This window comes from Streptomyces sp. NPDC012769, from assembly GCF_042901205.1.
In the GTDB taxonomy this organism is placed as follows: Bacteria; Actinomycetota; Actinomycetes; order Streptomycetales; family Streptomycetaceae; genus Streptomyces.
In genome coordinates, this window is record NZ_JBIBCP010000001.1 from 675,259 (window position 1) to 699,250 (window position 23,992).

Here is a 23,992-nt window from a genome sequence, read left to right on the forward strand (position 1 = left end):
CCCACGGCACCCGGCACCGATCGGGAAGGCGGGAACAAAGCGGCGGGGCACGGCACTTGAAGAGGGACATGACCACGACGACACGGTTCGACGCCCGCGTCCTCCTCGCCGAGAGCCGGCTCGGCGTCCTCGCCACCATCAAGGCCGACGGACGCCCGCAGCTCTCCCCCGTGATGCCGTACTACGACCCCGAGACCGACACCGTGTACGTGTCGATGACCGAGGGCCGCGCCAAGACCGTGAACCTGCGGCGCGACCCGCGCGCGGCCCTGGAGGTGACCAGTGCCGACGGCTGGTCGTGGGCGACCGCCGAGGGGACCGTGACCCTGATCGGCCCCGGCACCGACCCGTACGGGCCGGAGGTGGAGGCGCTCGTGGAGTACTACCGTCTGGCCGCCGGGGAGCACCCGGACTGGGAGGAGTACCGGTCGGTCATGGTGAGCGACCGGCGGGTGCTCATGCGGATGCCCGTGGACCACGTCTACGGGCAGTCCGTGCGCTGAGGTCCACGGGCGCGGGCAGGGTCAGCCCTTGCGGACCGGGCCGAGGCGGCCGGCCGGGCGTTCCACCGGTTCGTCGCGGGCCTCGGCCCACAGCGAGCGGACGTGGCCGAGGTGGCGGTGCATGCAGGCCTCGGCCGCCGTGACGTCGCCGGAGATCATCAGGTCGAGGAGCTCCAGGTGCTCCTCCGCCGAGGACACCAGCTTGCCGGCCTCGTCCAGGCCGGTGAGGCCGTAGAGGCGGGAGCGCTTGCGGAGGTCGCCGACGGTCTCCACCAGCCGGTCGTTCCCGGCCAGACCGAGGAGGCCGAGGTGGAAGCGGCGGTCGGCCTCCAGATAGCCGATCAGGTTGTGCTCGCGCGCGTTGGTGACGATCTCCTCGGCGAGCGGGCGCAGTTCCTCCAGCTGCTCCCGGGTGGCGAGTTCCGTGACCCGGCCGACCGTCGGCACCTCGATCAGCATGCGCAGCTCGGTGCACTGGTCGAGTTCGCGCTCGCTGACCTCGGTGATCCGGAAGCCCTTGTTGCGGACCGGCTCGACGAGGCCCTCGCGGGCGAGGTCGAGCATCGCCTCCCGCACGGGCGTGGCCGACACGCCGAGCTCGGCGGCGAGACCGGGCGCGGAGTAGACGCTGCCCGGCCGGAGTTCGCCCGCTATCAGGGCGGCGCGCAGCGCGTGGCCGACCTGGTCGCGGAGCCGCTCCTGCGCCTTGATGAGACTGTGCTGCTTCAGGTCACCCACGCTGATCCTCCGAGAACTCGCAGGAGGACAGCGTACAATGTCACGTTTCTCCGCCGGGTCCTCCTGTGGCCCGCGACGGCGGCTCCGCCGTCGCGCTGAGCGCCGCCCGGTAGACGGCCACCGCCACGGCCAGATCCTCCCAGGCCATGCCGACGCTCTTGAAGAGGCGGGGCGCCGTCCCGTCCGCCGGTGCCGGGCACCGTCCGGTGACCAGATCGGCCAAAGTGCCGGCGATGTGCCCCGGGCCGATCGCGCCCTCGGCCTCCGGGATCAGCAGGTCCCCCGCCTCGCGCAGCGCCGCCGCGCGCGACTCGACGTAGACCGAGGACCGCCGGACGAGGGCGGTGTCGGTCTCCCGTGCGTCGGGTTCGTGCGAGCCGACGGCCACGACGGTGGCGCCCGCCGGCACCAGCCGCCCGTCGAAGAGAGGGGTACGGGCGGTGGTGCAGCACACCACGAGGTCCGCGCCCGCCACGTCACCGGCCGTTCCGGTGCGGGCCTCCGGCACGCCGAGGGCCCGGGCGTGCGCGACGAGCCGTCGTCCGCGCTCCGGATCGCGGGCGACGACCACCGTCTCGGCGACCTCGCGCACGGCGAGCACCGCCGTCAGGTGACCGTACGCCTGCGGCCCGGAGCCGAACAGCACCAGCCGCGACGGCCGTCCGGGCGGGGTGAGGTGACGCAGTGCCAGGGCGGAGACCGCAGGGGTGCGCAGGGCGGTGAGCGCGGCGCCGTCGAGCAGGGCCACCGGCTCCAGGGTGGCGCCGTCCAGGAGCAGATAGCCGCCGGTGATCCGGGGCAGCCCGACGGCCGGATTGCCCGGGGCGACGCCCGTGATCTTCACGCCCGCCCAGGTGCCCGTGGCGGCGGGCATGAGCAGCAGTTCCCCGGCGGGCACGGGCACCGAGGTCCGCCGCGGGCAGCGCTCCGGGTCGAGCCCTTCCCGCAGCACCTCGGCGAGCGCGTCGACGGCCCCGGCCATCGGCAGCAGGCGCGCGACGGCCGGGGCGTCGATCCACAGCGGTCCGGCGCTCACAGGAGGAATCCCGTGCCGAGGGTGTCGTGCGGGTCGAGGAGGAAGCGGTGTTCGCCGGTGCGGTGCGCCGTTCCGGTCACCTCGGTGACCAGGCCCTCCTCCGAAGGCACCGCTCCGGGCACGGCCCGGCCGGTGAAGAAGGTGCCGGTGACCGACTCGTGGGTGAGCTCCCGGCCTTTACCCAGCCGGCCGTCGTCGGCGAGCAGGGCGAGGCGGGCGGACGTGCCCGAGCCGCAGGGCGAGCGGTCGACCTGGCCGTCGGCGAAGACGGTCACGTTGCGCTGGTGCGGCCCGGCCGGGGTGTCGGGCAGCTCCTCGTACAGGATCACCCCGTACACGCCGGAGAGCAGCGGCCCGTCCGGGTGCCGGGTGGCGGGGTGGCCGGCGAGCGCGGTCCTGATCTCACGGCCGACGGCGACGAGTTCGGGCAGCGCGGCCCGGTCGACGCGGAGGCCCAGGGCGGCGGCGGGGAGGGAGGCGTAGCAGGCGCCGGCGTGGGCGAGGTCGACGTCGACCGGGCCGAGGCCGGTGGTCACCCGGACCCCGCGGGCGGTGACCCGGGCGGGGACGTTGCGGAAGGTGACGCCGGTGGTGCGGCCCCGGGCGCGGTGGACGGTGGCGCTGACCCGGCCCGAGGGGACGTCGATGCGGACCTGGACGTCCCGGTCGGCCGGGGCGGCGACGAGACCGGAGTCGACCGCCCACGCGCCGAGCGCCATGGTGCCGTGACCGCAGGCGGTCGAATAGCCGTCCTTGTGCCAGAACAGCACGCCCAGGTGGGCGCCGTCGTCGTCGGGTGGCACGACGAAGCCGCCGTACATGCCGGCGTGGCCGCGCGGTTCCCGTACGAGCAGCCGCCGCAGCTCGTCGTGCGGGGTGGGGCGGGGGGCGGTGCCCGCGCCGGCCGGGCCGAGGAGGGTGGCGCGGCGCTCGGCGACGGTGTCGCCGGGGATCGCCGGGAGACCCTCCGACACGATCCGGAAGGGTTCGCCGGCGGTGTGGTAATCGGTGGTGCGGACCTCGGCCGGCGGCGCGGACGGACTCACAGCAGGAAGCCTCCGGGGAAGGGGTCGGTCGGGTCGAGGAAGTACTGCGCGGTGCCCGTGATCCAGGCCCGTCCGGTGACCGTGGGCACCACGGCCGGGCGGCCCGCCACCGTGGCCTCCCCGGTCAGCCGGCCCGTGAACCGCGTGCCGATGAAGGACTCGTTGACGAAGTCGGTGTCCAGGGGCAGCAGTCCGCGGGCGTGCAGCTGGGCCATGCGCGCGCTGGTGCCGGTGCCGCACGGCGAGCGGTCGAACCAGCCGGGATGGATGGCCATGGCGTGCCGTGAGCGGCGGGCGTCCGAGCCGGGGGCGGCGAGGTAGACGTGCTTCAGGCCGCCCTGGGCCGGGTCCTCCGGGTGGACCGGCCGGTCCGGGCCGTTGTTGACGGCGTCCATCAGGGCGAGACCCGCGGCGAGCAGATCCTCCTTGCGGTTCCGGTCGAAGGGCAGACCGAGGGAGTCCAGGTCCACGAAGGCGTAGAAGTTGCCGCCGTACGCGAGGTCGTAGGTGACCGTGCCGTGGCCGGGCACCTCCGCCTTCAGGTCGAGGCCGACGGAGAAGGCCGGCACGTTGGTGAGGGTGACGGAGGTGGCCGCGCCGTCGTCGACGCGTACGTCCACGGCGACCAGGCCCGCCGGGGTGTCGAGGCGGACCGTGGTGACCGGTTCGGTCACCGGGACCATGCCCGTCTCGACGAGGACGGTCGCGACGCCGATCGTGCCGTGGCCGCACATCGGCAGCAGGCCCGACACCTCGATGAACAGCACGCCGTAGTCGGCGTCGGGACGGGTGGGCGGCTGGAGGATCGCTCCGCTCATGGCCGCGTGGCCGCGCGGCTCGTACATGAGGAGCGTACGGAGGTGGTCCAGGTGCTCGATGAAGTGCAGGCGCCGCTCGGCCATGGTGGCGCCGGGGATCACCCCGACTCCCCCGGTGATCACCCGGGTGGGCATGCCCTCGGTGTGGGAGTCGACGGCGTGGTAGACGTGACGGGTGCGCATGGGTTCCCCCGGGTCAGTGGTGGCCCTCGGCCAGGGCCTTCTCGGTCGCGGAGCGTACGGCGGCGTGGGCGTCGCCGGTGAGCGGGTGGCGGGGCGGGCGGGTCGGGCCGCCGTGCCGTCCGGCCAGGTCCATGGAGAGCTTGATGGCCTGGACGAACTCGGTCCTGGAGTCCCAGCGCAGGAGCGGGTGCAGCGACCGGTAGAGCGGGAGGGCGGTGGCGAGGTCCCCGGCGACGGCCGCGCGGTACAGCTCGGCGCAGGAGGCGGGCAGCGCGTTCGGGTAGCCGGCGATCCAGCCCACCGCCCCGGCGAGGGCCAGTTCCAGGAGCACGTCGTCGGCGCCGATCAACAGATCGAGGTCCGGGGCGAGTTCGGCGATCTCGTAGGCGCGGCGGACATCGCCGCTGAACTCCTTCACGGCGACGATCCGGCCCTCGGCGTGCAGCCGGGCGAGGAGGGCGGGCGTGAGGTCGACCTTGGTGTCGATGGGGTTGTTGTACGCGACGACCGGCAGCCCGGCCGCCGCGACCTCCGCGTAGTGGGCGAGGACGGCGGTCTCGTCGGCGCGGAAGGCGTTCGGCGGCAGCAGCAGCACCGAACCCGCGCCGGCCTCGGCGGCCTGCTCGGCCCAGCGCCGGGACTCCGCGCTGCCGTAGGCGGCGACGCCCGGCATGACCCTGGCCCCGTCACCGGCCGCCTCGACGGCCGTACGGACCACGCGGGCCCGCTCCTCGTCGGTGAGGGTCTGGTACTCCCCCAGCGATCCGTTGGGCACGACGCCGTCGCACCCGTTCTCGATCAGCCGGCGGACGTGCTCGGCGTACGCGTCGTAGTCGACCGAGAGGTCCTCGCGCAGGGGGAGGGCGGTGGCGACCATGATGCCGCGCCAGGGGCGGTCGGGGGTCCAGGTGGTGCTCGCGTTCATCGACGACTCCTTTGTAGTGTGTGACATTTTATTGAGTGGCGTACGACGGCCACAAGACCGCCTCGGGAAAGATCAGCCCCGATCCGGGGGAAGCTCCGCCAGCCGGCGCAGCGACACGGGGCAGGCCAACGGCCTGCGGTCCGGGGCAGGGTCGGCCCCCGCCCCGCACAGCACGGACACCGCCGGACCGCACATCCGGCCCTGGCACCAGCCCATGCCGGCCCGGGTCAGCAGCTTCGCCGTGCGGACGTCACGCGCGCCGAGCGTGTCGACCGCCTCCCGGACGCGGCCGGCCGGCACCTCCTCGCAGCGGCACACATCGGTGTCGTCCCGCAGCCAGTCCTTCCACCCGTCGGCCGGGCGGTGCGCCGCGCCCATCGCGTCGGCGAAGGCCCGCAGGCGGTCCCTTCGGCGGCGCAGCACCGCCGAGTCGCCGGCGGGCGCGACGCCCAGGGCACCGGCGATGGAGCGGGCTGCCAGCTCGCCCTCCACCAGGGCCAGCTGGGCCCCGCCGACGCCACCGGTCTCGCCGGCCGACCAGACGCCCGGCACCGAGGTGCGCTGATTGTCCGTCAGGTCGAGGGCGACCGTGCCGTCCGCGGCGGTGCGGGTGGCGCAGCCGAGGGCCGTGGCGAGGGACAGTTCGGGTACCAGGCCGTGGCCGACCGCGACGGAGTCGCACGGGATCCGGCGGCCGGTGCCGGGGACCGGACGCCAGTCGCGGTCCAGGCGGGCGACGGTCACCGCCTCCACCCGCTTCGTGCCGTGGGCCTCCACGACGGCGTGCCGGGTCAGCAGCCGTACCTGGCGGCGTGCCAGCGCGGCGCCGAAACGGGCCCCCTCGGCCAGCTTCGCCGGGTTCCGCAGGAGCGTCCCGGTGCTGCGGGCGTAGCCGCCGTACGCCGCCGCCTCCACCACCGCCGGGACCCGCGCCCCGGCGGCGGCGAGGGACGCCGCGACGGCCAGGAGCAGCGGTCCGCTGCCCGCCACGACGGTCCGCCGGCCCGGCAGCACCAGGCCGCCCTTCAGCATGGCCTGCGCCCCGCCCGCCCCGACCACGCCCGGCAGGGTCCAGCCCGGGAACGGCAGCTGCCGCTCGTACGCCCCGGTGGCGAGCAGCACGGCGCGGGCGGTGACGGTGGTGGGATCGGCGGCGGGGGCGGTGTCCTCCTCGGTGCGGGTGTGGAGGGTCCAGGCGCGGCCCTCGGGGGCCACGGCCCAGACGTGGTGGAGAGGGAGGTAGGTGAGGCGGTGCGCCGCCTCGTGGGTGCGCAGGCGGCGCTCGCGGGAGGTGAAGGCCCGCCAGTCGTGCGGGTGCGGCACGTGGGGCCGGCGGCCCGCCGCCGCCCGGAGTTCCGGGGCCGCGTGGCGGTAGTACTGGCCGCCGGGGAGTCGTCCGGCGTCCACGAGCACCACGGACAGGCCCAGGTCGGCGGCGGTGACGGCGGCGGCGAGGCCCGCGGGGCCCGCGCCGACGACGGCGAGGTCAGCAGCCGAGTGCGGCACGGCCGGTTCCTTCCTGGGGGGTGACGGTGTCGCCCGACCGGGCCGGGACGAGACAAGCCCGCCGATTGGGGCGGCCGTTGACGGTGACCAGGCAGTCGAAGCACTGACCGATCCCGCAGAACGCGCCGCGCGGGGCGCCCCCGGCGCGGGTGGTGCGCCAGGTGAGGACGCCCGCCGACCACAGCGCGGCGGCGATGGACTGGCCTTCGCTGAAGGGGAGTTCGCGGCCGTCGAAGGTCAGGGTGCTGCTCATCGAGGGGTGCCTCCGAAGTCGCGGTCCGGGCGGAAGGGGGTGGGGTCGAGCGGTGGTGCGGTGCCGGTGAGCGCGGCGGTGACGAGGGCTGCGGTGGCCGGGGCCAGGCCGATGCCCGCGCCCTCGTGGCCGCACGCGTGGTGGAGGCCGGGGACGCGGGGGTCGGGGCCGATCGCCGGGAGGTGGTCCGGGAGATAGGGGCGGAAGCCGTGGTAGGCGCGGAGGACGTCGACGTCGGCGAGACAGGGAAAGAGGGTGGCGGCCTGGGCCGCCAGACGGCGGAGGGCTTCGAGGGAGAGGCCGCGGTCGAAGCCGACGCGTTCGCGGGTGGCGCCGATGAGGACGGGGCCCGCCGGCGTGCCCTCGACGACGGCGGAGGACTGCAGCGATGCCGAGTCGCTGGCCACGTCGGCGATGTAGTCGGCGGCGTAGACCTTGTGGCGCACCACGCGGGGCAGCGGTTCGGTGACCAGGACGAAGCCGCGGCGGGGCAGGACGGGCAGGTGGCTGCCCGCGAGGGCGGCGATCCGCCCGCCCCAGGTGCCGGCCGCGTTGACGACGGCGGGCGCGAGGAGTTCGCGGCGGGGGGTGCGGATGCCGCGGACCGCTCCGGCGGGGGTGCGGAGGATCTCCGTGACCTCTTCGCCGAGGTGGGTGGCGCAGGCGGCGGCCGCCAGCAGGCGGGCGGCGGCCTGCGCGGGCTGGACCTGGGCGTCCTGCGGGTAGTGGAAGGCGCCGGCCATGGCGGGGTTCAGATGGGGTTCGTGGTCGGCGAGTTCGGAGCCGGGGATCTCGGTGGCGACGACGCCGGCGGCCCGCTGGCCCTCCGCGAAGGTGCGGAGGGCCTTGAGGGTGGTCTCGTCGGGCGCCACGACGAGACCGCCCTTGGGCTCGTACTCCATGTCCGGCGGGAGTGCGCCGGACAGTTCGCGCCAGAGACTCGTGGACAGCAGCGCGAGGTCGAGCTCGGGGCCCGCCTCCTTGTCGGAGACGAGCAGGTTGCCTTCCCCGGCGCCCGTGGTGCCGCCCGCGACGGGACCGCGGTCGACGACGGCGACGGAGAGGCCGGAGCGGGCCGCGTAGTACGCGCAGGCGGCTCCGACGACGCCGGCACCGATGATCACGGCGTCCAGGGAGTGTCTCTTGGGCACGGCAGTAATATGTCACATTCTTCAGATGGTGCCCAGGGGTTGCCCCCTGGGCCTGTCGGTCAGGTGCGGAGCGGGCCCTCGCAGCGGTAGCTCGACGTGCCCGCGGTCCTGTTGGACCAGATCTCGATCGGTCCGAAGCTGCAGTTCATGTCGGCCAGGTTGTTGAGACGGGACTCGGCGGCACGGTCGAGGAGGAAGTAGTCGACCGTCTCGGACATGTCCTTGAAGTTCCGGTCGTCGCTGGTCCAGTCGGTGAGGTTCGCGGTGATGCGTCCGGTGCAGACGAAGCGGCGCTTGCCGGGGTCGCCGTTCTCGACGCAGTCGGGGTTGTTGTAGGTGGCCCCGGCGAAGGCGGTGCGCACGCCCGCCACGGTGGAGTAGGTCAGCTGCTCGTTGGGCGTGAACGTGGTGTTCGGGACGTACAGGCGGTCGACCTGGGCGATCTGGGCGTCCAGGAAGCGGTCGTAGCCGGCCTGGAGGCTCGTGTCCGCGCTGAGGCGCCCGCGCCAGGCGTCGAAGCGGGTGACGTCGTTCGCGCGCAGATGGGTGTACATCTCGCGCAGGAGGGAGGGGCGTTCGGTCCAGAGGAACTCGAAGAACGTGCCCGCGTAGTTGTAGAAGCGGAAGCCGTCACCGTCGTAGGTGGCGTGCAGGATCTGGCGCACGTTCATCCGCGGGCCGCCGCCGGCGGTGTCGTTGATGATGCCGCGCACGAGGGACTTGCGGACGGCGATGCCGTCGTCGCGGGTGGCGCCGTCGAAGAACTCGGCCGTGCCCTCGTCCATGGCCGTGGTGCGGTCGTTCTGGTACCACGGGCCCTCGCCGAAGAAACCGGGCACCGCGAAGCGGCCGTTGAGGTAGTGGACGTACTCGTGGCGGAAGAGCTCTTCGAGGGTGAGGCTGGAGTCCTGGGGGACGCGGCGCTGGTAGGTGTAGAAGGTGGCGCCGTTCTCGATGTAGATGCCGCCGTTGTTCGTGTCGTACCCGGTCAGGATCGGGTGGTAGTTCTCGTAGTCGGCGCGGGAGGCGTACAGGACGATGTTCAGGGTCGTGTTGGGGTCGCCGGCCAGGGGCTGTTCGGTGCCGAGCACACGGTGGTACTGGGCCTTGACCTGCTTGCTCGCGTAGTAGAGCTGGTCCACGGTGGCCCGGTCGAGTCCGGTGCGGACCTTGATGGTGCCGTTGTCGTAGGTGTAGGTGTACGGGAAGATCCGCTTCTCGATGTCGGCCTTGCAGACGTTGTAGGGGGCGCAGGCCTCGTAGAAGTTGAGCCAGGTGACGAGCTTGGCCCACGGCTGGCTGCCGGAGCCGAAACCGGTCTCGACCGGGCGGAGGAGAGCGCCGAGGTCGGCGACGATCTGACTCCGCAGGCCGGCTATCTGGCCGAAGCGGCCGTATTCGGAGAGGGCGTCGCGGACCACCCAGGCGTTGGCGCCGCTCTTGAGGTGGGTGTGGCCGGCGAAGGCCTTGAAGGCGGCGCGGTAGGCGGGGTCCGCCTTCACGGCGTCGTGGAAGGCGGTGTCCTGGTTTCCGGGGTAGACGCCCAGATAGTTGACGGACAGCGCGGCGAGCGCGGCCCCGGCCCAGGTGGGGTCCTGGTGGGTCGCGGGGTGCGCGGCGTCCATGGTGGCGAGGACCTTGACGATCAGGCCGAGCTGGTGCTGGCGCAGGCCCGGGGCGCTGCCGATGTAGAGGGCCTCACGCAGGGTGCGGGCGTTGGAGGCGGTGACGTCGAAGGTGCGGGCCGCGTTGCCGAAGTCGGCGATCGCCCGGCGGAGGGTGTCGACGGTGGGCGCGTCGGTGATGTCGATCTCGGTGCGGGAGAAGTCGTGGTAGGCGACGGCGTGGAGGTAGGTGAACATCTCCTCCAGGTGGGAGGAGTTGCGTCCGTCGTGGGCCGCGGCGAGGGTGGATATCCGGCGGGCGACGGCCTGCACGTGGGCGTCGGACATGACGGGGACCAGGCGGGCGTCCCAGGTCCAGACGAGGTCGCGCAGACAGCCGTCGGCGGTGACCGCCGGGTCGGCGAGGAAGTCGGCGAACCGCTCGGGTGCGAGGCCCGTGATGCCGTCCAGGGTGCAGGGCACGCCGGCGGCGAGGGCGGGCGCTTCGGCGGAACGGGCGGCCTGGGACGTGGACTTGGCGTGGGTGTCCTTGGCGGGGCCCGGTACGCGGGCCTGGGCGCCTGTGCCTCCGGGGGCCGGGGCTGGGGCGGGCTTGTGGGGCCGGGCGTTCGCCAGGTGGTCGACCTCGTCGAAGGGGTTGGCGCCGGTGGCGCCGGCGGCGGCCGCCGGGGCGAAGGTGGCGGGCACCCTTGCGGGCGGCTCGGCGGCCTGGGTCACGGCCTGTCCGGCGGAGGCGACGAGGGTCACCGCGACGGCGGTGGCGAGAAGGGAGGTACGCACGACTCTGTGCTGGGACACCTTGGCTCCTGGTCGGGGAGTAGTGGGGGATGCGGTGCGTACGGCGAACTCCCCTGGCTCACGGGGGAGTCGGCGGGCCGAGCCCGTCGCCGTGAGCGGTAACATAGTAATGTGAAATTGCACTGACAAGGTCTGTGCGCCCCTCAGTTCCGGTGCGGCTCACTACGCCGCCCCGATGACCGTCGACGCACTCGCCCGCGGCGAGCTCCACGACCCACCCCTGCGCCCCCTGCCGGAGCGCGCCGCCGAACTCCTTCGCGAACTCGCCGCGCCACCCCGCCTCGTGGCCCACCTCCGGGCCGTGCACGACGTGTCCGTCCGGCTCGCCGCGGCGGCCGGCCGGGCGCGGTGGGGGAGGTACATGGAGCTCGACGACCTGCTCGTCGCGATCGGGGAGGCCGCCGAGGAACGGCTGGCGTTCCAGGCGGCGCACCCCGTCGCGTGACGGGGCGGGGCGAGGGGGCTGCGGATACCCTGGCGCCTGACCCGAGGAGGAAGCATGGCGCGGATGCCGTCGGCCGAACGACGCCGACAGCTGGTGGAGGCGGCGGTACGGGTCATGGCCAGGGACGGGGTGGCGCGGACGACGACCCGTTCGGTCTGCGCCGAGGCGGGTGTGTCGCTGAGCGTCTTCCACTACTGCTTCGACTCCAAGCAGGCGCTCCTGGAGGCCGCCATCCAGTCCATCACCGGCAGCTACGTGGCGCGGGTGATGTCGGCGGTCGAGCCGCGGGCGACGCTGCGCGAGACGGTGCGGGGCGCGCTCGGGACGTACTGGGAGCATGTGACGGACCGTCCGGCCGAGCACATGCTGACCTACGAACTCACCCAGTACGCGCTGCGCGAGGAGGGCTTCGAGCATCTGGCGCGGGCGCAGTACGAGCAGTACGTGGCGTCCGCGACGGCGCTGGTCGAGCAGGTGTGCGCGGTGCGGGGGGTGACGCCCCGGGTTCCGGTGGAGCTGCTGGCGCGGGTGCTCGCGGCGACCATCGACGGGCTCACGCTGCAGTATCTGGTACTCGGCGACGAGCGCGCCGCGGCGGACCTCCTCGACACGACCGCCGACCAGCTGGTGGGGCTCATCGAGGGCTGACAAGCCGTCAACAGGTCATTTGACCCGGACCCTTGACTCGCTCGGGGATCCTCGCGATCCTCGGCCCGAGCCGCTGTTACCGCGAGAAACCCCCACGGGACGGCTCACAGCCCGGTATCCCCCATGACCGAAGGCGTGGCTGACCACATGAAACGACCATCTACGCGCGGGGCGGCCGGCCGGTTCGCCCTCGTGTCCCTGTTCATCGCCCTGGCCTCCGTCGTCTTCGGCGCGGGGCCGGTCCCCGCGGCCGACGGCCCGAACTGGTGGGAGCCCACCGCACGCCCGGCGCCCGACTCCCAGATCAACGTCACGGGCGCCCCCTTCAGGGGAACGGACGCCGACGGCAAGGTGCGCGGCTTCGTCGACGCGCACAACCACCTGATGTCCAACGAGGGTTTCGGCGGCCGCATGATCTGCGGCCAGACGTTCTCGCAGGCGGGTGTCGCCGACGCGCTCAAGGACTGCCCCGAGCACTACCCGGACGGCGCGGGCGCGATCTTCGAGCACCTGACGGGCGGCGACGACGGCCACCACGACCCGGTCGGCTGGCCCACCTTCAAGGACTGGCCCGCCCATGACTCGCTGAGCCACCAGCAGAACTACTACGCCTGGGTCGAGCGGGCCTGGCGCGGCGGCCAGCGCGTGCTGGTGAACGACCTGGTGACCAACGGACTGATCTGCTCACTGCTGCCCCGGGACCGCGGCTGCGACGAGATGGACGCCATCCGCCTGGAGGCCCGCAAGACGTACGAGCTGCAGGACTACGTCGACCGGATGTGGGGCGGCCCCGGCAAGGGCTGGTTCCGCATCGTGACGGACGCGGCGCAGGCCCGCTCGGTGATCGAGCAGGGCAAGCTCGCGGTGGTGCTCGGCGTGGAGACCTCGGAGCCGTTCGGCTGCAAGCAGATCCTCGACGTCGCCCAGTGCGGGCAGGCGGACATCGACAAGGGGCTGGACGAGCTCTACGCGCTGGGCGTGCGCAGCATGTTCCTGTGCCACAAGTTCGACAACGCGCTGTGCGGGGTGCGCTTCGACAGCGGCACCACGGGCGTGGCGGTCAACATCGGCCAGTTCCTGTCCACGGGCACCTTCTGGACCACGGAGAAGTGCACGGGGCCGCAGGCCGACAACCCGATCGGGCTGACCGCCCCGGCGGCGATGGCCGCGAAGCTGCCGCCCGGGGTGAGCGTCCCCGCGTACGCCTCCGACGCCCGCTGCAACACCCGCGGGCTGACCCGGCTCGGGGAGTACGCCCTGAAGGGCATGATGCGGCGCGGCATGATGCTGGAGCTGGACCACATGAGCGTCAAGGCGGCCGGCCGGGCCCTGGACATCCTGGAGGCCGAGGAGTATCCGGGCGTCCTGTCCAGCCACAGCTGGATGGACCTGGACTGGACGGAGCGGGTCTACCGCCTCGGCGGCTTCGTCGCCCCGTACATGCACGGCGCCCAGGGCTTCGTCGGCGAGGCCGCCCAGAAGGCCGAGCTGCGCCGGAAGTACGGGGTCGGTCTCGGCTACGGCAGCGACATGAACGGGGTCGGCGGCTGGCCGGGCCCGGTCGGCGCGGACGCCCCGAACGCCGTGAAGTACCCGTTCCGCAGCTTCGACGGCGGCTCGGTCCTGGACCGCCAGGTGACGGGGCAGCGCACCTGGGACCTCAACACCGACGGCGCCGCGCACAACGGCCTCGTGCCGGACTGGATCGAGCAGATCCGGCTCACGCCCGGCGGCCCGGCCGTCGTGGACGAGCTCGCGCGGGGCGCGGAGTCGTACCTGACCACGTGGAAGCGGACCCAGGCCCACGAGCCGGACGTCGACCTCGCCTCGGGGCGGCCCACCTCGGCCAGCACCACGCAGTGGTGGAACCCGTTCGTGGACTACTCCCCCGGTCTGGCCGTCGACGGCAGCACGGGCACCCGCTGGGCGAGCGAGTGGTCGGACGACCAGTGGTGGCAGGTGGACCTGGGCTCGGCGCACCGGGTGGGCCGGGTGACCCTCGACTGGGAACGGGCCCACGCGCGGGCGTACCGCATCGAGCTGTCGGACGACGGCGCGAACTGGCGGACCGCCTGGTCCACGGACTCCGGCGACGGTGGTTACGACACGGCCGAGTTCGCCTCCCAGTCGGCCCGCTACCTGCGCGTTCACGGGGTGCGGCGGGCGACCGACTGGGGCTATTCGCTCCACGAGGTGAAGGTCACCAGGTCCTGACCGCCCGAGGGTGACAGACCGAAGGGCCCGCCGGACGATCCGGCGGGCCCTTCGTCGGGTCCGGGCTCGGTCGGGTCCGCGCTCGGTCGGGCCCGGACCTCAGGCGGGTCCGATCCTCAGCCGGCCGTGGGGCCGGTCCAGTCGGCGGGTACGTGCGCGAGGCGGACGCGCTGGGGGTGGTCGCCGACGTCCACGGTGGCGACCCGCTTCCCGGTGGCGAAGTCGATCGCGGTCACCCGGTCGGAGCCGCTCTCGGAGACGACGCAGGACCGGCCGTCGCCGCTGACCGTCGCCCAGTAGGGCTTGCTGACCTCGACGAGCGGGCCTTCCTGGAGGGTGGCGCGGTCGACGACGGTGGCGTAGTCGTCCATGGTGCCCGCGACGCACAGCTTGCTGCCGTCGGGACTGATCGAGAGGCCGTGGTGGCGGGAGTCGTTGACCCAGGTGGTGCGGTCGGGGTCGGTCGCCGGATTGCCGGGCAGGTTCTTGAGGCGGGTGATCCGGTCGGCGGCGATGTCGTACTCCAGGAAGCCGTTGAGGAAGGAGACCTGGAAGTAGAGCTTCTTCTCGTCGGGGGTGAGGACGAGGGGCCGTACGGCGTCGGAGAGGTCGCCGCGGCCGAAGGCGTCGAGGCGCTGGCGCATGTCGATGACGCGTACGGTGCGGAAGGTGCTCGCGTCGACGACGGTGATCTTCCGGTCGCCCTTGGTCCAGTCGAGCCAGGGGGCGTCGAGGGCGGTGGTGACCTCGCCGATCGACATGTTCCACAACAGCCCGTCGGAGGTGAAGACGTTCTCGTGGGGCTTGTCGCCGGTCTTGAAGGAGCCGAGCTGACGGCCGGTGACGATGTCGAGGACGTGCACGGTGTTGGCGGTGGAGGCGGAGACGGCGACGCGGGTGCCGTCGGGCGAGACGGCCATGTGGTCGGAGCGGTAACCGGCCACCGGGAAACGCCAGTTGATCCGGCCGGTGCGCAGGTCGACGGAGACGACGTCGGCGAAGCTCGGCCGGGAGACGACCATGGCCGTGCCGTCGGGGGTGGCGTACATGTCGTCGACGAACTGGTCGTGCCCCTCGCCCGGCCCGTTGCGCACGCCCAGGAAGAAGGCCAGCTTGATCGGGTCGAGGTGGATCTCGCGGAGCCGCTCCTCGCGGTCGGGTATGACGTTCACCCGGCCGACCCGGCGGAACTCGCCGCGGGACTCGATGACATCGGCCGTGCCGTCCCAGTTGTTCCCGACGAACATCACCTCGCGCAGCCCCGCCGCGTCCTGCTGCCGGGGCGAGGCGGCCGCGCCCGTGCCGCCGGTGCCGCCGACGGCGGCGAGGAGCGCGAGGGCGGCCGTGAGGGCCACGCCGAAGCGGCGCCGGGCGCGGGTGCGAGGCGGCTGACTGCGGGGCAGGCGGGGAGAGGGCATGGGGGTTCCTTCTTCCGGCTCCGAACAGGGACTTACCCGAGGTAACCACGGCACGCCGCCCCCAACAAGCCCTCGGAACGGACCCGTTACCCTTCGGTACGGACAGCCGTCACATCACCTGCACACTGCCTTCACACCGTCTGCGAAACGGCTGGTGGAAGGCGTGTCCACGACTGCCCGAGCGGGCAGAATGCGGGGCGACGGGGACGGTCGTGACAGGGCGGGAGTGGGAGATGGTCATGCCGGCGGTATCCGTGCCCCTGGCGCGGTGGCGCGCGCTGCGGTGGTCGAGCGGGACGGGCTCGGCGCTCGGCCGCGCCCGCTCCTTCATGATCCTCACCACCCTCCTCTACCGGGCGAGCCATCTCACCGTGGGCGTCCTCGCCGTGGCCCAGCACCGCCCGGACCGCCCCGTGCCGTACCTGGGGCTCGCGGCCGCGCTCGGACTGAGCGTCCTGATGTTCGCGACGGCCCTGCGGCGAGGCTGGTTCGACCCGCGCCAGGTCGGCGCGGACGTCCTGGTCACGGGGTGCGCGCTGCCGTTCGCGCTGTACGCCTGGGGTGGGCTGCGGGACACCCCGGCGCTCGGCTGGGCCATGCTGCTCGGCGGTTCGGCGAGCGCCGTCGCGGCCGTCGCCCTCGCCCGGCCGTACGCCCTCGTCGCCGTCGCGCTGCTGGTCGTGACCCACCTGTTCGGCTATCACCTGGTGGGGGCGAGCCGTGCCGTCCTCGGCGGGCACCTCAACTCCCTGGTGTCCTCCGCCGTGATGGTCTGGGTGATGTGGTGGTATCTGCGCCGGCAGGGCCGGCTCCTCGACGAGGCGAACGCCCGCGCCCTGGCCGCCGAGGCGCAGAAGGCCCGCTACGCCGAGCGGCTCGCCCACCATCGCGCGCTGCACGACACCGTGCTCGCCACCCTGACCGCGCTGGCCGCCGGCGGCATCGACGCCAACGCCCCCGAGGTGCGGGAGCGCTGCGCCCGCGAGGCCGCGTACCTGCGCCGGCTGGTCCAGCGCGGCGCCGACGAGCTCCCCGACGCCGGGACTGGCACCGGAGCCGGCGCCGGAGTCGGCGCCGCCCTGGAGGAGGCGGTCGGCTCCGCGGAGAGCCTGGGGCTGCGCGTCACCGCCCAGTACCACGCCCTGCCCGAGGTGCCGCCGGAGGTCGCCGCCGCGTTCGCCGACGCCACGCGCGAGGCCCTCAACAACGTACGGCGCCACGCGGGCACCGGGCACGCCTACGTCACCGCCACCGGCGGCGCCGAGGGTCCGGACGGCCGGGCCGGGGCCGTCGTCACGATCGTCGACCGCGGGCCCGGGTTCGACCCCGGATCCGGGGAATCGGGCTTCGGTCTGCGCCGCTCGGTGCGCGGGCGGCTGGCCGAGGTCGGCGGCCGCGCCGTGGTCGACACGGCGCCCGGCGACGGCGTCCGGGTGGAGCTGAGATGGCCGGCGTGATCACGGTCGCCGTGGTCGACGACGACCGGATGCTCCTGGACGGCATGCGGGCGTGGCTGGGCGGGGTGCCGGAGCTGCGCCTGGTGGCGACCGCGGCCACCGTCGGCGAGCTCCTCGCGGCCGGCTCCGACGCGCCGCCGCCGGACGTCGTCCTGCTCGACCTCGTGCTGCGGGACGGCTCCGCGCCCGCCGACAACATCCGCTCGCTGCTGGCCACCGGAAGCCGCGTCCTGGTGATCAGCACCGTGCCCGACCGCACCCGGATCATCGAGTCGGTCCGGGCCGGCGCCGACGGCTATCTGACGAAGGACAACGACCTGCCCACCCTGGTGGCCGCCGTCAAGGACATCGCGACCGGTCAGGGCACCCACTCCCCCGAGCTGGCCTTCGCCTGCGCGCACGACGACTCCCCCGCCCGGCCGCGCCTCTCGCCCCGCGAGCGGCAGATCCTCCTGGACTACGCCTCGGGGATGACCCTGAAGTCCGCCGCCCGCCGCGCCGGCATCACGGTCCACACGGCGAAGGACTACCTCGACCGGGTCAAGACCAAGTACCGCCAGGCCGGCCGCCCCACGTTCACCAAGATCGACCTGGCCCGGCGCGTCCGGGAGGACAGCCTGGACGCGGGCTGAGGACGGATCCCCGGGGGCGCGCCCCGGGCCGTCGGCGCAAGCCCCCCAAACGGACGGCTGCTGGGGACGGGCCGCCCCTCCCTATCGTCGTCTCCGGCGCCGCGGTCATACCCCCGTAGCCGCGGCGCCACCACAGCTGCTCGGCGAGGGGGAGGGGCGGCACGGGGAGTACGGGGGTCTCCCCCGTGCCGCCCCCGGGAAACGGTCCGTCCGGTGTCGGGAACCGCGGGTCACGGCAACAGCGGATCGGGGAGGGGCGTCAGGCCGGTCAGGCCGGGTGCTTCACGTCCGCCGTGTAGGTCGACCCGGCGAGGCAGTCACGGATCTCGTGACGCGGCGCGGCCGTTCCCGTCCAGCGCAGGAAGCCGTCGGCACCCGTCGACTTGTTCATGTCGATGAAGCGACAGCCGTCGTAGAGCACCTTGCCCGAGGTGGTCGGGGTGCTCCCGGTCCTCACCTGGTGCGAACCCATCAGCGCGCAGTCGACGTAGCGCACCATCGGTCCGCTGTTGCCTCCGGCGGTGAAGTCGTACGCGTGCGGCACGGCCGTCGACGCGAAGGGCAGGAAGTGCTGCGCGGTGTCGTCGCAGGACACGAAGGTGATGTTGCCGCGGGTCCAGCGGGAGTCGATCACCTTGTGGTCGCGGCTGCGCAGCTCGAAGCGGACGCCCTCGACGTACAGCCGCAGGACGGAGTCGGCCCGGGAGGAGGCGTCGCCGGTCAGCTGGAAGAAGGTGCCGGGCTTGGTCGTGTCGGTCAGGATGTAGGAGCCGCCGATGAAGTTCATCGAGCCGCCCCGGACGTTCTTCACGAAGACGCCGGACTTGAACTCCACCTTGCAGTCGCGGAACCAGTAGTTGAGGAACTGGTCCTGCTGGGTCGCGGCCGTGTTCATGCCCATGACGAGGAAGCCCTCGGAGTAGGTGCCCCCGATCTGGCAGTGGTCGAAGCCCATCTCGCTGTTCAGGTCGGACTGCGGGACGCTGTCGTCGTCGCTGTCCGGGGGGCCGTCCAGGCCGATGCCGCGCTTCCAGTCGCCCCGCCACTCCACATCGGTGTACCAGGTGTCCTGGGCGCCGTAACCGCCGTCCTCCGCGAAGGAGTAGCAGAAGCTGGAGGTGGGGTTGTTGCTGGTGAACGTGAGGCCGGAGATCCGGATGTTCTTGTAGCGCCGGTAGTTGGTCCACAGCGTGGTGTCGTTGGCGGTGGGCGCGTACACGATCCGGGAGGTGCGCTTGCCGTATCCGGTGATCGTGATGCCGTCGACGACGCCGCCGCCACCACGGCCGTCGACGTTGGGCAGCAGCGAGTCGGGCTGCGTCAGAAGGTAGTTGCCCGGCGGGATCAGCAGGACCTTCTTGAGGATCGTCCCCGAGATCGGGTTCTTCTGCCAGTTGGCGGCGCCGAGGAGCTCGGCGGCGGCCGCGCGGAAGGCCGCGTCGCTCGGGGTGGCGCCCGTCGGGTCGGCGTTGTGGCTCATCACGTTGACGACGTACGGGTCGCCGCCGGCCCCCGCCGCGTACGCGGGTCCGCCGCCCGCCACGAGCGCTCCCGCCGCGACGCCGGCTCCCGCCGTCGCCATCCCGCGCATGACGGATCTGCGGTCCATGTTTCCGGTCATTTCCTGCCCCCCATTTTCATGATCTTGGAACGGACAGCACATCCGATCACGACGGACCCGCGTGCGCAAGATCCCACGGAGAGGGACGAGTTGTAGCGGTTCGGGCGGACTCGCCCGCCGGCCGACCGATGTGTTGCCTGGGTAAAGTCCTTGCCAAGTCGCCCGCGCCCGTCGGTCCGCCGGCGCCCACCCCTGCCCGCCCAGGAGAGTCACCGTGTCCGCTGCCCGTATGAGCCGTACGCCCCTGCCCGGCATCGGCGTCCGCTACGACCTGACCACCCGTGAGGACCGCCGGATCTCCGTCGTCGCGAGCCGCGACGGCACCCGCGTGCTGAACGCGTACCGCCGCGACGATCCCGACGAATGCTCCCTGTCGGTCCGGCTGACCGCCGGGGAGTCGGAGGCCCTGATCGACGCCCTCATGCCCTCCCACCACAGTCCGAGCCTGCTCTCCACGACGGATCTCGGCCTGGTGGCCGAGCGGATCGAGCTGTCCTCCGTCTCCCACTGGAACGGTCGCCACCTCGGCGAGACCCGGATGCGCACCCGTACCGGCGTCTCGATCGTGGCCGTGCTGCGCCGCGCCGACGCCATCCCCTCCCCCGGGCCCGACTTCCGCCTCGCCGGGGGCGACACCCTCATCGTCATCGGCACCCGCGAAGGGGTCGACGCCGCCGCCCTGATACTCGAAAGGGAGTGATCCATGCACTCGTCCGCCGTCTTCCTCATCGAGTTCGGTGCGATCATCCTCGGCCTGGGCCTCCTCGGCCGGATCGCCGGACGGCTGAAGTTCTCCCCCATCCCCCTCTACCTGCTCGCCGGACTGGCCTTCGGCGAGGGCGGGCTGCTGCCGCTCGGCGCGAGCGAGGAGTTCGTCGCCATCGGCGCCGAGATCGGCGTCATCCTGCTGCTGCTCATGCTCGGGCTCGAATACACGGCCACGGACCTGGTCACCAACCTCAGGACCCAGTATCCGGCCGGCCTGGTCGACGCCGCCCTCAACGCCCTGCCCGGCGCCGCCATGGCCCTGCTCCTGGGCTGGGGCCCGGTCGCCGCCGTGGTCCTCGCGGGCGTCACCTGGATCTCCTCCTCCGGCGTCATCGCCAAGGTGCTCGGCGACCTCGGCCGGCTCGGCAACCGGGAGACCCCGGTCGTCCTCAGCATCCTGGTCCTGGAAGACCTGGCCATGGCCGTCTACCTGCCGATCGTCACCGCCCTCCTCGCGGGCGTCGGCCTCGCCGCCGGCAGCGCCACCCTGGCCGTCGCGCTCGGCGTGGCGGGCCTGGTGCTGTTCCTCGCGCTGCGCTACGGACGGCTGATATCCCGCTTCGTCTCCAGCGACGATCCGGAGAAGCTGCTCCTCGTGGTGCTCGGCCTCACCCTTCTGGTCGCGGGCGTCGCCCAGCAGCTCCAGGTCTCCGCCGCCGTCGGCGCCTTCCTGGTCGGCATCGCCCTGTCCGGCGAGGTCGCCGAGGGCGCCCACAACCTCCTCAGTCCGCTGCGCGACCTTTTCGCCGCCGTGTTCTTCGTCTTCTTCGGCCTCCACACCGACCCCGCCAGCATCCCGCCCGTGCTGCTGCCCGCACTCGCGCTCGCCGTCGTCACCGCCGGTACGAAGATCGCGACGGGCTACTGGGCGGCGCGGCGGTCCGGCATCTCCGCCAAGGGCCGCTGGCGCGCCGGCGGCACCCTGGTGGCCCGCGGCGAGTTCTCCATCGTCATCGCCGGACTGGCCGTCACCGCGGGCATCGAGCCGTCCCTCGGGCCACTGGCCACCGCGTACGTCCTCATCCTCGTCGTCCTGGGCCCGCTCACCGCCCGCTACACCGAGCCCCTCGCCACCCGACTGACCCGGCTGACCCGGCTGACCCGCCGTCACCGTCCGGCCGAAGCGGGCCCGGCGGGCGTACGGGAGGAGGAGCCGGCACCCCCCGCCGCGAGCGACACGGCGATGTCCGGATCTGCAACTCACATGACATTGCCGCCATCAGGAGGGGCTTCGTAGCGTGGAACCACAGCCACCGGACCCCGGTCCGGGACCCAACGCACGATGAGAAAGGGCGGCCATGCCGACCACCACGCCTCCGACCACCACGCCTTCGACCACCAGCGCCTCGGTCACCCTGCGCGAGCTCAACGGCTTCGACCCGACCCCGGCTCCGCTGGCCGACTCGACGCTGATCCTGGTCGATTACCAGAACACCTACACGCGGGGCGTGATGGAGCTGACCGGCTGGGAGGCCGCCCTCGACTCCGCCGCGGAGCTGCTGGCCCGGGCCAGGGCGGCCGGCGCCAAGGTCGTCCACGTCATCAACGACGGCGGCGAGGGCACCCCGTACGACATCCGGGCCGAGATCGGGCGGATCCACCCGCGGGTGGCGCCGGTCGAGGGCGAGACCGTGGTCGTCAAGACCGTGCCCGACGCGTTCGTCGGCACCGATCTCGGCGAGCACCTCGACGAGGCCGGCACCAAGGACGTCGTCGTCGCCGGGTTCATGACCCACATGTGCGTGGCGTTCACGACGGCCGGCGCCTTCCTGCGCGGCAACCGCCCCACCGTCGTCGCCGACGCCTGCGCCACCCGCCCCCTCGGCACCACGGGCGGCGTCCGGGTGTCCGCCGAGCAGCTGCACCGGGGCGCTCTCGCGACCATCGGCGACCTGTACGGCGTGGTGGTGCCGGACGCGGCCGCGCTGAACTGACGGGACGAGCCGGTGCGGCCCGGGGTCGGGCGTACGTGCGCGGGTGTCAGTTCAGGGTGAGCTGGAAGTGGGCCGTCTCCCGGTAGCCGGGGTCCGGCGGCGCGATCTGGACGGTGACCGGGATCCCCTTACGGGTCGGCTGGATCCGCACCGGCACGGTGCGGGTCTCCCCCTCGCCCAGCGGCGGCATGAGGGCGGTCGCGGTGGCCCGCCAGTCGGGCCAGTCCAGCCCGTACCCGGCGGCGTCGTCGCGCCTCGACTCCCCCGCGCGCACGACGAGCGGGGCCTGGCCGTAGGTGCTGGTGCTGACACTGCCGTCGAGGGAGTCGCCGCCGGGGTGGATCACCTCGTCCGTGTCGTTCTCGTACGTGACGGTGAAGGCGTACGTGCGGCCGCCGGCGTCCGGGCGGGGCGCGCTGACCGTGATCTTCAGGCCGTCCTCGTAGCGTGCGGTCGCACCCGGCCCCAGCGGCTCCGCGAAGCTGCCGGAGGCGCCCGCCTGCTCCAGCTGCCCGTCGCCGTCGAGTCCCTTCTCGAACTCGGTCAGGGCCAGGGCCCCGAGGACGAAGAGGACGAAACCGACGATCATCGCGACGGCGCAGCCGACGGGCCACCGCGAGTCCCGAGGAGCAGCGGCCTCGGCGGGGGCGGGGGCGGGGGCGGGAGCGTCGGTGGAGGCGGGAGTGACGTCGGGGGCGGGGGTGTCCGCGCCGTCGGCGTGCTGCGCGTCGGTGTCCATGCGGATCACCTTAGGAGCCGCGGGGACGCGGCCCATGGGCGCTCGTACTCGATCGCCGTCTGAGTACGGTGGGTCAGAGGCGGCCGAGCCGGCGGTCGAACCGCCTCAAAGGCGGCGGAACACGGACACGACCCTGCCGAGGATCGTGGCCTCGTCACCGGGGATCGGCTCGTAGCTCGGGTTCGCGGGCAGCAGCCAGACGTGCGGGCCGTCGTGGGAGAGCCGCTTGACGGTGGCCTCCCCGTCGAGCATGGCGGCGACGATGTCGCCGTCGTCCGCGGTGTCCTGCGCCCGGACGACCACGACGTCGCCGTCCTCGATGTGGGCGTCCCGCATCGAGTCGCCGACGACGGTCACGGCGAACAGCCGGCCCGCGCCGACGACCTGGGCGGGCAGCACGAGGGTGTCCTCGACGTGCTCCTCGGCGGTGATGGGCACGCCGGCCGCGATCCGCCCGACGAGGGGCACGACCACGGCCTGCCGCTCGCCCTCCCGCGCCATCGGGCTCCCGGTCCCGCTCCCCGTCCCGGCGCCCGGCCCCAGCCCCGACTCCGGCGACGTGTCGCCGTCGGCGCCGCTGTCGACCAGCACGTACGCGCGCGGGCGCTGGGGGTCCTGGCGGAGCACGCCCTTCTTCTCCAGGGCCCGGATCTGGTGGGAGACGCTGGACGTGCTGAGGAGCCCCGCGGCCGCCGCGATCTCCCGCATCGAGGGCGGGAAGCCGTGCTGCCGCGTGTGCCGGCGGATGATGTCCAGGATCTGCTGCTGCCGCTGGGTGAGCCCGTCGTGGTTCGTGCGGGTGCCCGGCGGCCGGCCGGCACGGTTCCTGCCCATGGTCGGCCTCCGTTCTTCAGCTTCGCCGATGAGGGCACACTAACCCGGACCGCCCCGATCGCAGCAGGTCGGGTGGGTCACTCGAAGCGCGAGGGGTCCCCGGCACCGTGCCGTACGACCTCGGCCCCGCCGCCCGAGAAGTCGACGACCGTGGTCGGCTCCGTGCCGCAGTCGCCCGAGTCGATGACGGCGTCGAGCACGTGGTCGAGCCGTTCCTTGATCTCCCAGCCCTGCGTCAGCGGCTCCGCCTCGTCGGGCAGCAGCAGCGTGCTCGACACCAGGGGTTCGCCGAGTTCGGCGAGGAGCGCCCGGGCGACGGGGTGGTCCGGGATCCGCACGCCGACCGTCTTCTTCTTGGGGTGCATGAGCCGGCGCGGGACCTCCTTGGTGGCGGGGAGGATGAAGGTGTAGCTGCCCGGGGTCGCCGCCTTGACGGCGCGGAAGACGTCGTTGTCGACGTGCACGAACTGGCCCAGCTGCGCGAAGTTCTCGCACACCAGGGTGAAGTGGTGCCGGTCGTCCAGGCGCCGGATGGACCGGATCCGCTCCAGGCCCTCGTGGTTGCCGATGCGGCAGCCCAGCGCGAAGCACGAGTCAGTGGGGTACGCGATCAGGGCACCGGACCGGAGGCTGTCGACCACCGTGCCGATGGTGCGCGGCTGCGGGGACTGCGGATGGACGTCGAAGTACTTGGCCATTT

General features: G+C 73.1%; 23 protein-coding genes. 9 read left to right on the forward strand and 14 right to left on the reverse strand.

The genetic code is table 11. The features are described from left to right. Positions 1–68: 68 nt before the first annotated feature. Positions 69–503: a PPOX class F420-dependent oxidoreductase gene (locus tag ACFY7C_RS03160; protein WP_389642866.1), complete on the forward strand. Its 435-nt coding sequence runs from the start codon at positions 69–71 to the stop codon at positions 501–503. Positions 504–524: 21 nt separating this feature from the next. Here the strand turns inward: ACFY7C_RS03160 and ACFY7C_RS03165 are convergent, their stop codons facing one another. The 9 genes from ACFY7C_RS03165 to ACFY7C_RS03205 form a co-directional block, all read right to left on the reverse strand. Beyond that, the gene (locus ACFY7C_RS03165) at positions 525–1,241 is read right to left on the reverse strand and encodes a GntR family transcriptional regulator (protein ID WP_389642869.1); all 717 of its coding nucleotides are present in this window, start codon (positions 1,239–1,241) and stop codon (positions 525–527) included. Positions 1,242–1,281: 40 nt separating this feature from the next. Beyond that, a complete protein-coding gene (locus ACFY7C_RS03170) occupies positions 1,282–2,223 on the reverse strand; it encodes an ornithine cyclodeaminase family protein (protein WP_389645928.1) in 942 nt (313 codons plus the stop codon). Positions 2,224–2,273: 50 nt separating this feature from the next. Then, complete coding sequence (locus ACFY7C_RS03175; RefSeq protein ID WP_389642872.1) at positions 2,274–3,323, reverse strand: proline racemase family protein; 1,050 nt, start codon at positions 3,321–3,323, stop codon at positions 2,274–2,276. Next, positions 3,320–4,324: a proline racemase family protein gene (locus ACFY7C_RS03180; protein WP_389642875.1), complete on the reverse strand. Its 1,005-nt coding sequence runs from the start codon at positions 4,322–4,324 to the stop codon at positions 3,320–3,322. Before ACFY7C_RS03180 ends, ACFY7C_RS03175 begins: the two co-directional genes overlap by 4 nt. Positions 4,325–4,337: 13 nt before the next feature. Further along, a complete protein-coding gene (locus ACFY7C_RS03185; protein WP_389642878.1) occupies positions 4,338–5,249 on the reverse strand; it encodes a dihydrodipicolinate synthase family protein in 912 nt (303 codons plus the stop codon). Positions 5,250–5,321: 72 nt separating this feature from the next. Then, positions 5,322–6,755, reverse strand: a complete 1,434-nt coding sequence (locus tag ACFY7C_RS03190) for an NAD(P)/FAD-dependent oxidoreductase (RefSeq protein ID WP_389642881.1) — start codon at positions 6,753–6,755, stop codon at positions 5,322–5,324. Continuing rightward, positions 6,736–7,008 (reverse strand): (2Fe-2S)-binding protein, encoded by a 273-nt coding sequence (locus tag ACFY7C_RS03195; RefSeq protein WP_389642884.1) that lies wholly within the window; start codon positions 7,006–7,008, stop codon positions 6,736–6,738. Before ACFY7C_RS03195 ends, ACFY7C_RS03190 begins: the two co-directional genes overlap by 20 nt. Continuing rightward, a complete protein-coding gene (locus ACFY7C_RS03200) occupies positions 7,005–8,159 on the reverse strand; it encodes an NAD(P)/FAD-dependent oxidoreductase (protein WP_389642887.1) in 1,155 nt (384 codons plus the stop codon). Before ACFY7C_RS03200 ends, ACFY7C_RS03195 begins: the two co-directional genes overlap by 4 nt. 59 nt (positions 8,160–8,218) lie before the next feature. Continuing rightward, the gene (locus ACFY7C_RS03205; protein ID WP_389642890.1) at positions 8,219–10,582 is read right to left on the reverse strand and encodes a collagenase; all 2,364 of its coding nucleotides are present in this window, start codon (positions 10,580–10,582) and stop codon (positions 8,219–8,221) included. Positions 10,583–10,757: 175 nt separating this feature from the next. Between ACFY7C_RS03205 and ACFY7C_RS03210 the strand changes: the two genes are divergently transcribed. The 3 genes from ACFY7C_RS03210 (at position 10,758) to ACFY7C_RS03220 (ending at position 13,889) form a co-directional block, all read left to right on the forward strand. Beyond that, the gene (locus ACFY7C_RS03210; protein WP_389642893.1) at positions 10,758–11,027 is read left to right on the forward strand and encodes a hypothetical protein; all 270 of its coding nucleotides are present in this window, start codon (positions 10,758–10,760) and stop codon (positions 11,025–11,027) included. A 54-nt stretch (positions 11,028–11,081) separates the two neighbouring features. Then, on the forward strand, positions 11,082–11,675 hold the full coding sequence (locus ACFY7C_RS03215) for a TetR/AcrR family transcriptional regulator (protein WP_389642896.1): 594 nt from the start codon (positions 11,082–11,084) through the stop codon (positions 11,673–11,675). A 147-nt stretch (positions 11,676–11,822) separates the two neighbouring features. After that, the gene (locus tag ACFY7C_RS03220) at positions 11,823–13,889 is read left to right on the forward strand and encodes a discoidin domain-containing protein (protein WP_389642899.1); all 2,067 of its coding nucleotides are present in this window, start codon (positions 11,823–11,825) and stop codon (positions 13,887–13,889) included. A 116-nt stretch (positions 13,890–14,005) separates the two neighbouring features. Here ACFY7C_RS03220 and ACFY7C_RS03225 read toward each other — a convergent pair whose 3' ends face one another. Further along, the gene (locus tag ACFY7C_RS03225; RefSeq protein WP_389642902.1) at positions 14,006–15,307 is read right to left on the reverse strand and encodes a YncE family protein; all 1,302 of its coding nucleotides are present in this window, start codon (positions 15,305–15,307) and stop codon (positions 14,006–14,008) included. Positions 15,308–15,546: 239 nt separating this feature from the next. On the opposite strand from ACFY7C_RS03225, the gene ACFY7C_RS03230 reads away from it, so the two are divergent. Together ACFY7C_RS03230 and ACFY7C_RS03235 are read left to right on the forward strand one after the other, a co-directional pair. Continuing rightward, positions 15,547–16,764 (forward strand): sensor histidine kinase, encoded by a 1,218-nt coding sequence (locus ACFY7C_RS03230; protein ID WP_389642905.1) that lies wholly within the window; start codon positions 15,547–15,549, stop codon positions 16,762–16,764. Beyond that, entirely contained in the window at positions 16,752–17,396 is a 645-nt protein-coding gene (locus tag ACFY7C_RS03235) for a response regulator (RefSeq protein WP_389642908.1), read from the forward strand. Before ACFY7C_RS03230 ends, ACFY7C_RS03235 begins: the two co-directional genes overlap by 13 nt. Before the next feature lie 268 nt (positions 17,397–17,664). Here ACFY7C_RS03235 and ACFY7C_RS03240 read toward each other — a convergent pair whose 3' ends face one another. Continuing rightward, positions 17,665–19,005: a hypothetical protein gene (locus ACFY7C_RS03240; RefSeq protein ID WP_389642911.1), complete on the reverse strand. Its 1,341-nt coding sequence runs from the start codon at positions 19,003–19,005 to the stop codon at positions 17,665–17,667. 241 nt (positions 19,006–19,246) lie between these two features. On the opposite strand from ACFY7C_RS03240, the gene ACFY7C_RS03245 reads away from it, so the two are divergent. From ACFY7C_RS03245 to ACFY7C_RS03255, 3 genes are all read left to right on the forward strand, one after another. Next, a complete protein-coding gene (locus ACFY7C_RS03245) occupies positions 19,247–19,717 on the forward strand; it encodes a cation:proton antiporter regulatory subunit (RefSeq protein ID WP_389642914.1) in 471 nt (156 codons plus the stop codon). A gap of 3 nt (positions 19,718–19,720) precedes the next feature. Beyond that, on the forward strand, positions 19,721–21,022 hold the full coding sequence (locus ACFY7C_RS03250; RefSeq protein ID WP_389642917.1) for a cation:proton antiporter: 1,302 nt from the start codon (positions 19,721–19,723) through the stop codon (positions 21,020–21,022). A gap of 61 nt (positions 21,023–21,083) precedes the next feature. Further along, a complete protein-coding gene (locus ACFY7C_RS03255) occupies positions 21,084–21,719 on the forward strand; it encodes a cysteine hydrolase family protein (RefSeq protein WP_389642920.1) in 636 nt (211 codons plus the stop codon). Positions 21,720–21,765: 46 nt separating this feature from the next. Here ACFY7C_RS03255 and ACFY7C_RS03260 read toward each other — a convergent pair whose 3' ends face one another. From ACFY7C_RS03260 to ACFY7C_RS03270, 3 genes are all read right to left on the reverse strand, one after another. Then, on the reverse strand, positions 21,766–22,458 hold the full coding sequence (locus ACFY7C_RS03260; RefSeq protein WP_389642923.1) for a hypothetical protein: 693 nt from the start codon (positions 22,456–22,458) through the stop codon (positions 21,766–21,768). A gap of 105 nt (positions 22,459–22,563) precedes the next feature. Further along, positions 22,564–23,292, reverse strand: a complete 729-nt coding sequence (lexA, locus tag ACFY7C_RS03265) for a transcriptional repressor LexA (protein ID WP_389642926.1) — start codon at positions 23,290–23,292, stop codon at positions 22,564–22,566. Between the two features lie 77 nt (positions 23,293–23,369). Beyond that, a complete protein-coding gene (locus ACFY7C_RS03270; RefSeq protein ID WP_389642929.1) occupies positions 23,370–23,990 on the reverse strand; it encodes an L-threonylcarbamoyladenylate synthase in 621 nt (206 codons plus the stop codon). Positions 23,991–23,992 lie beyond the last annotated feature (2 nt).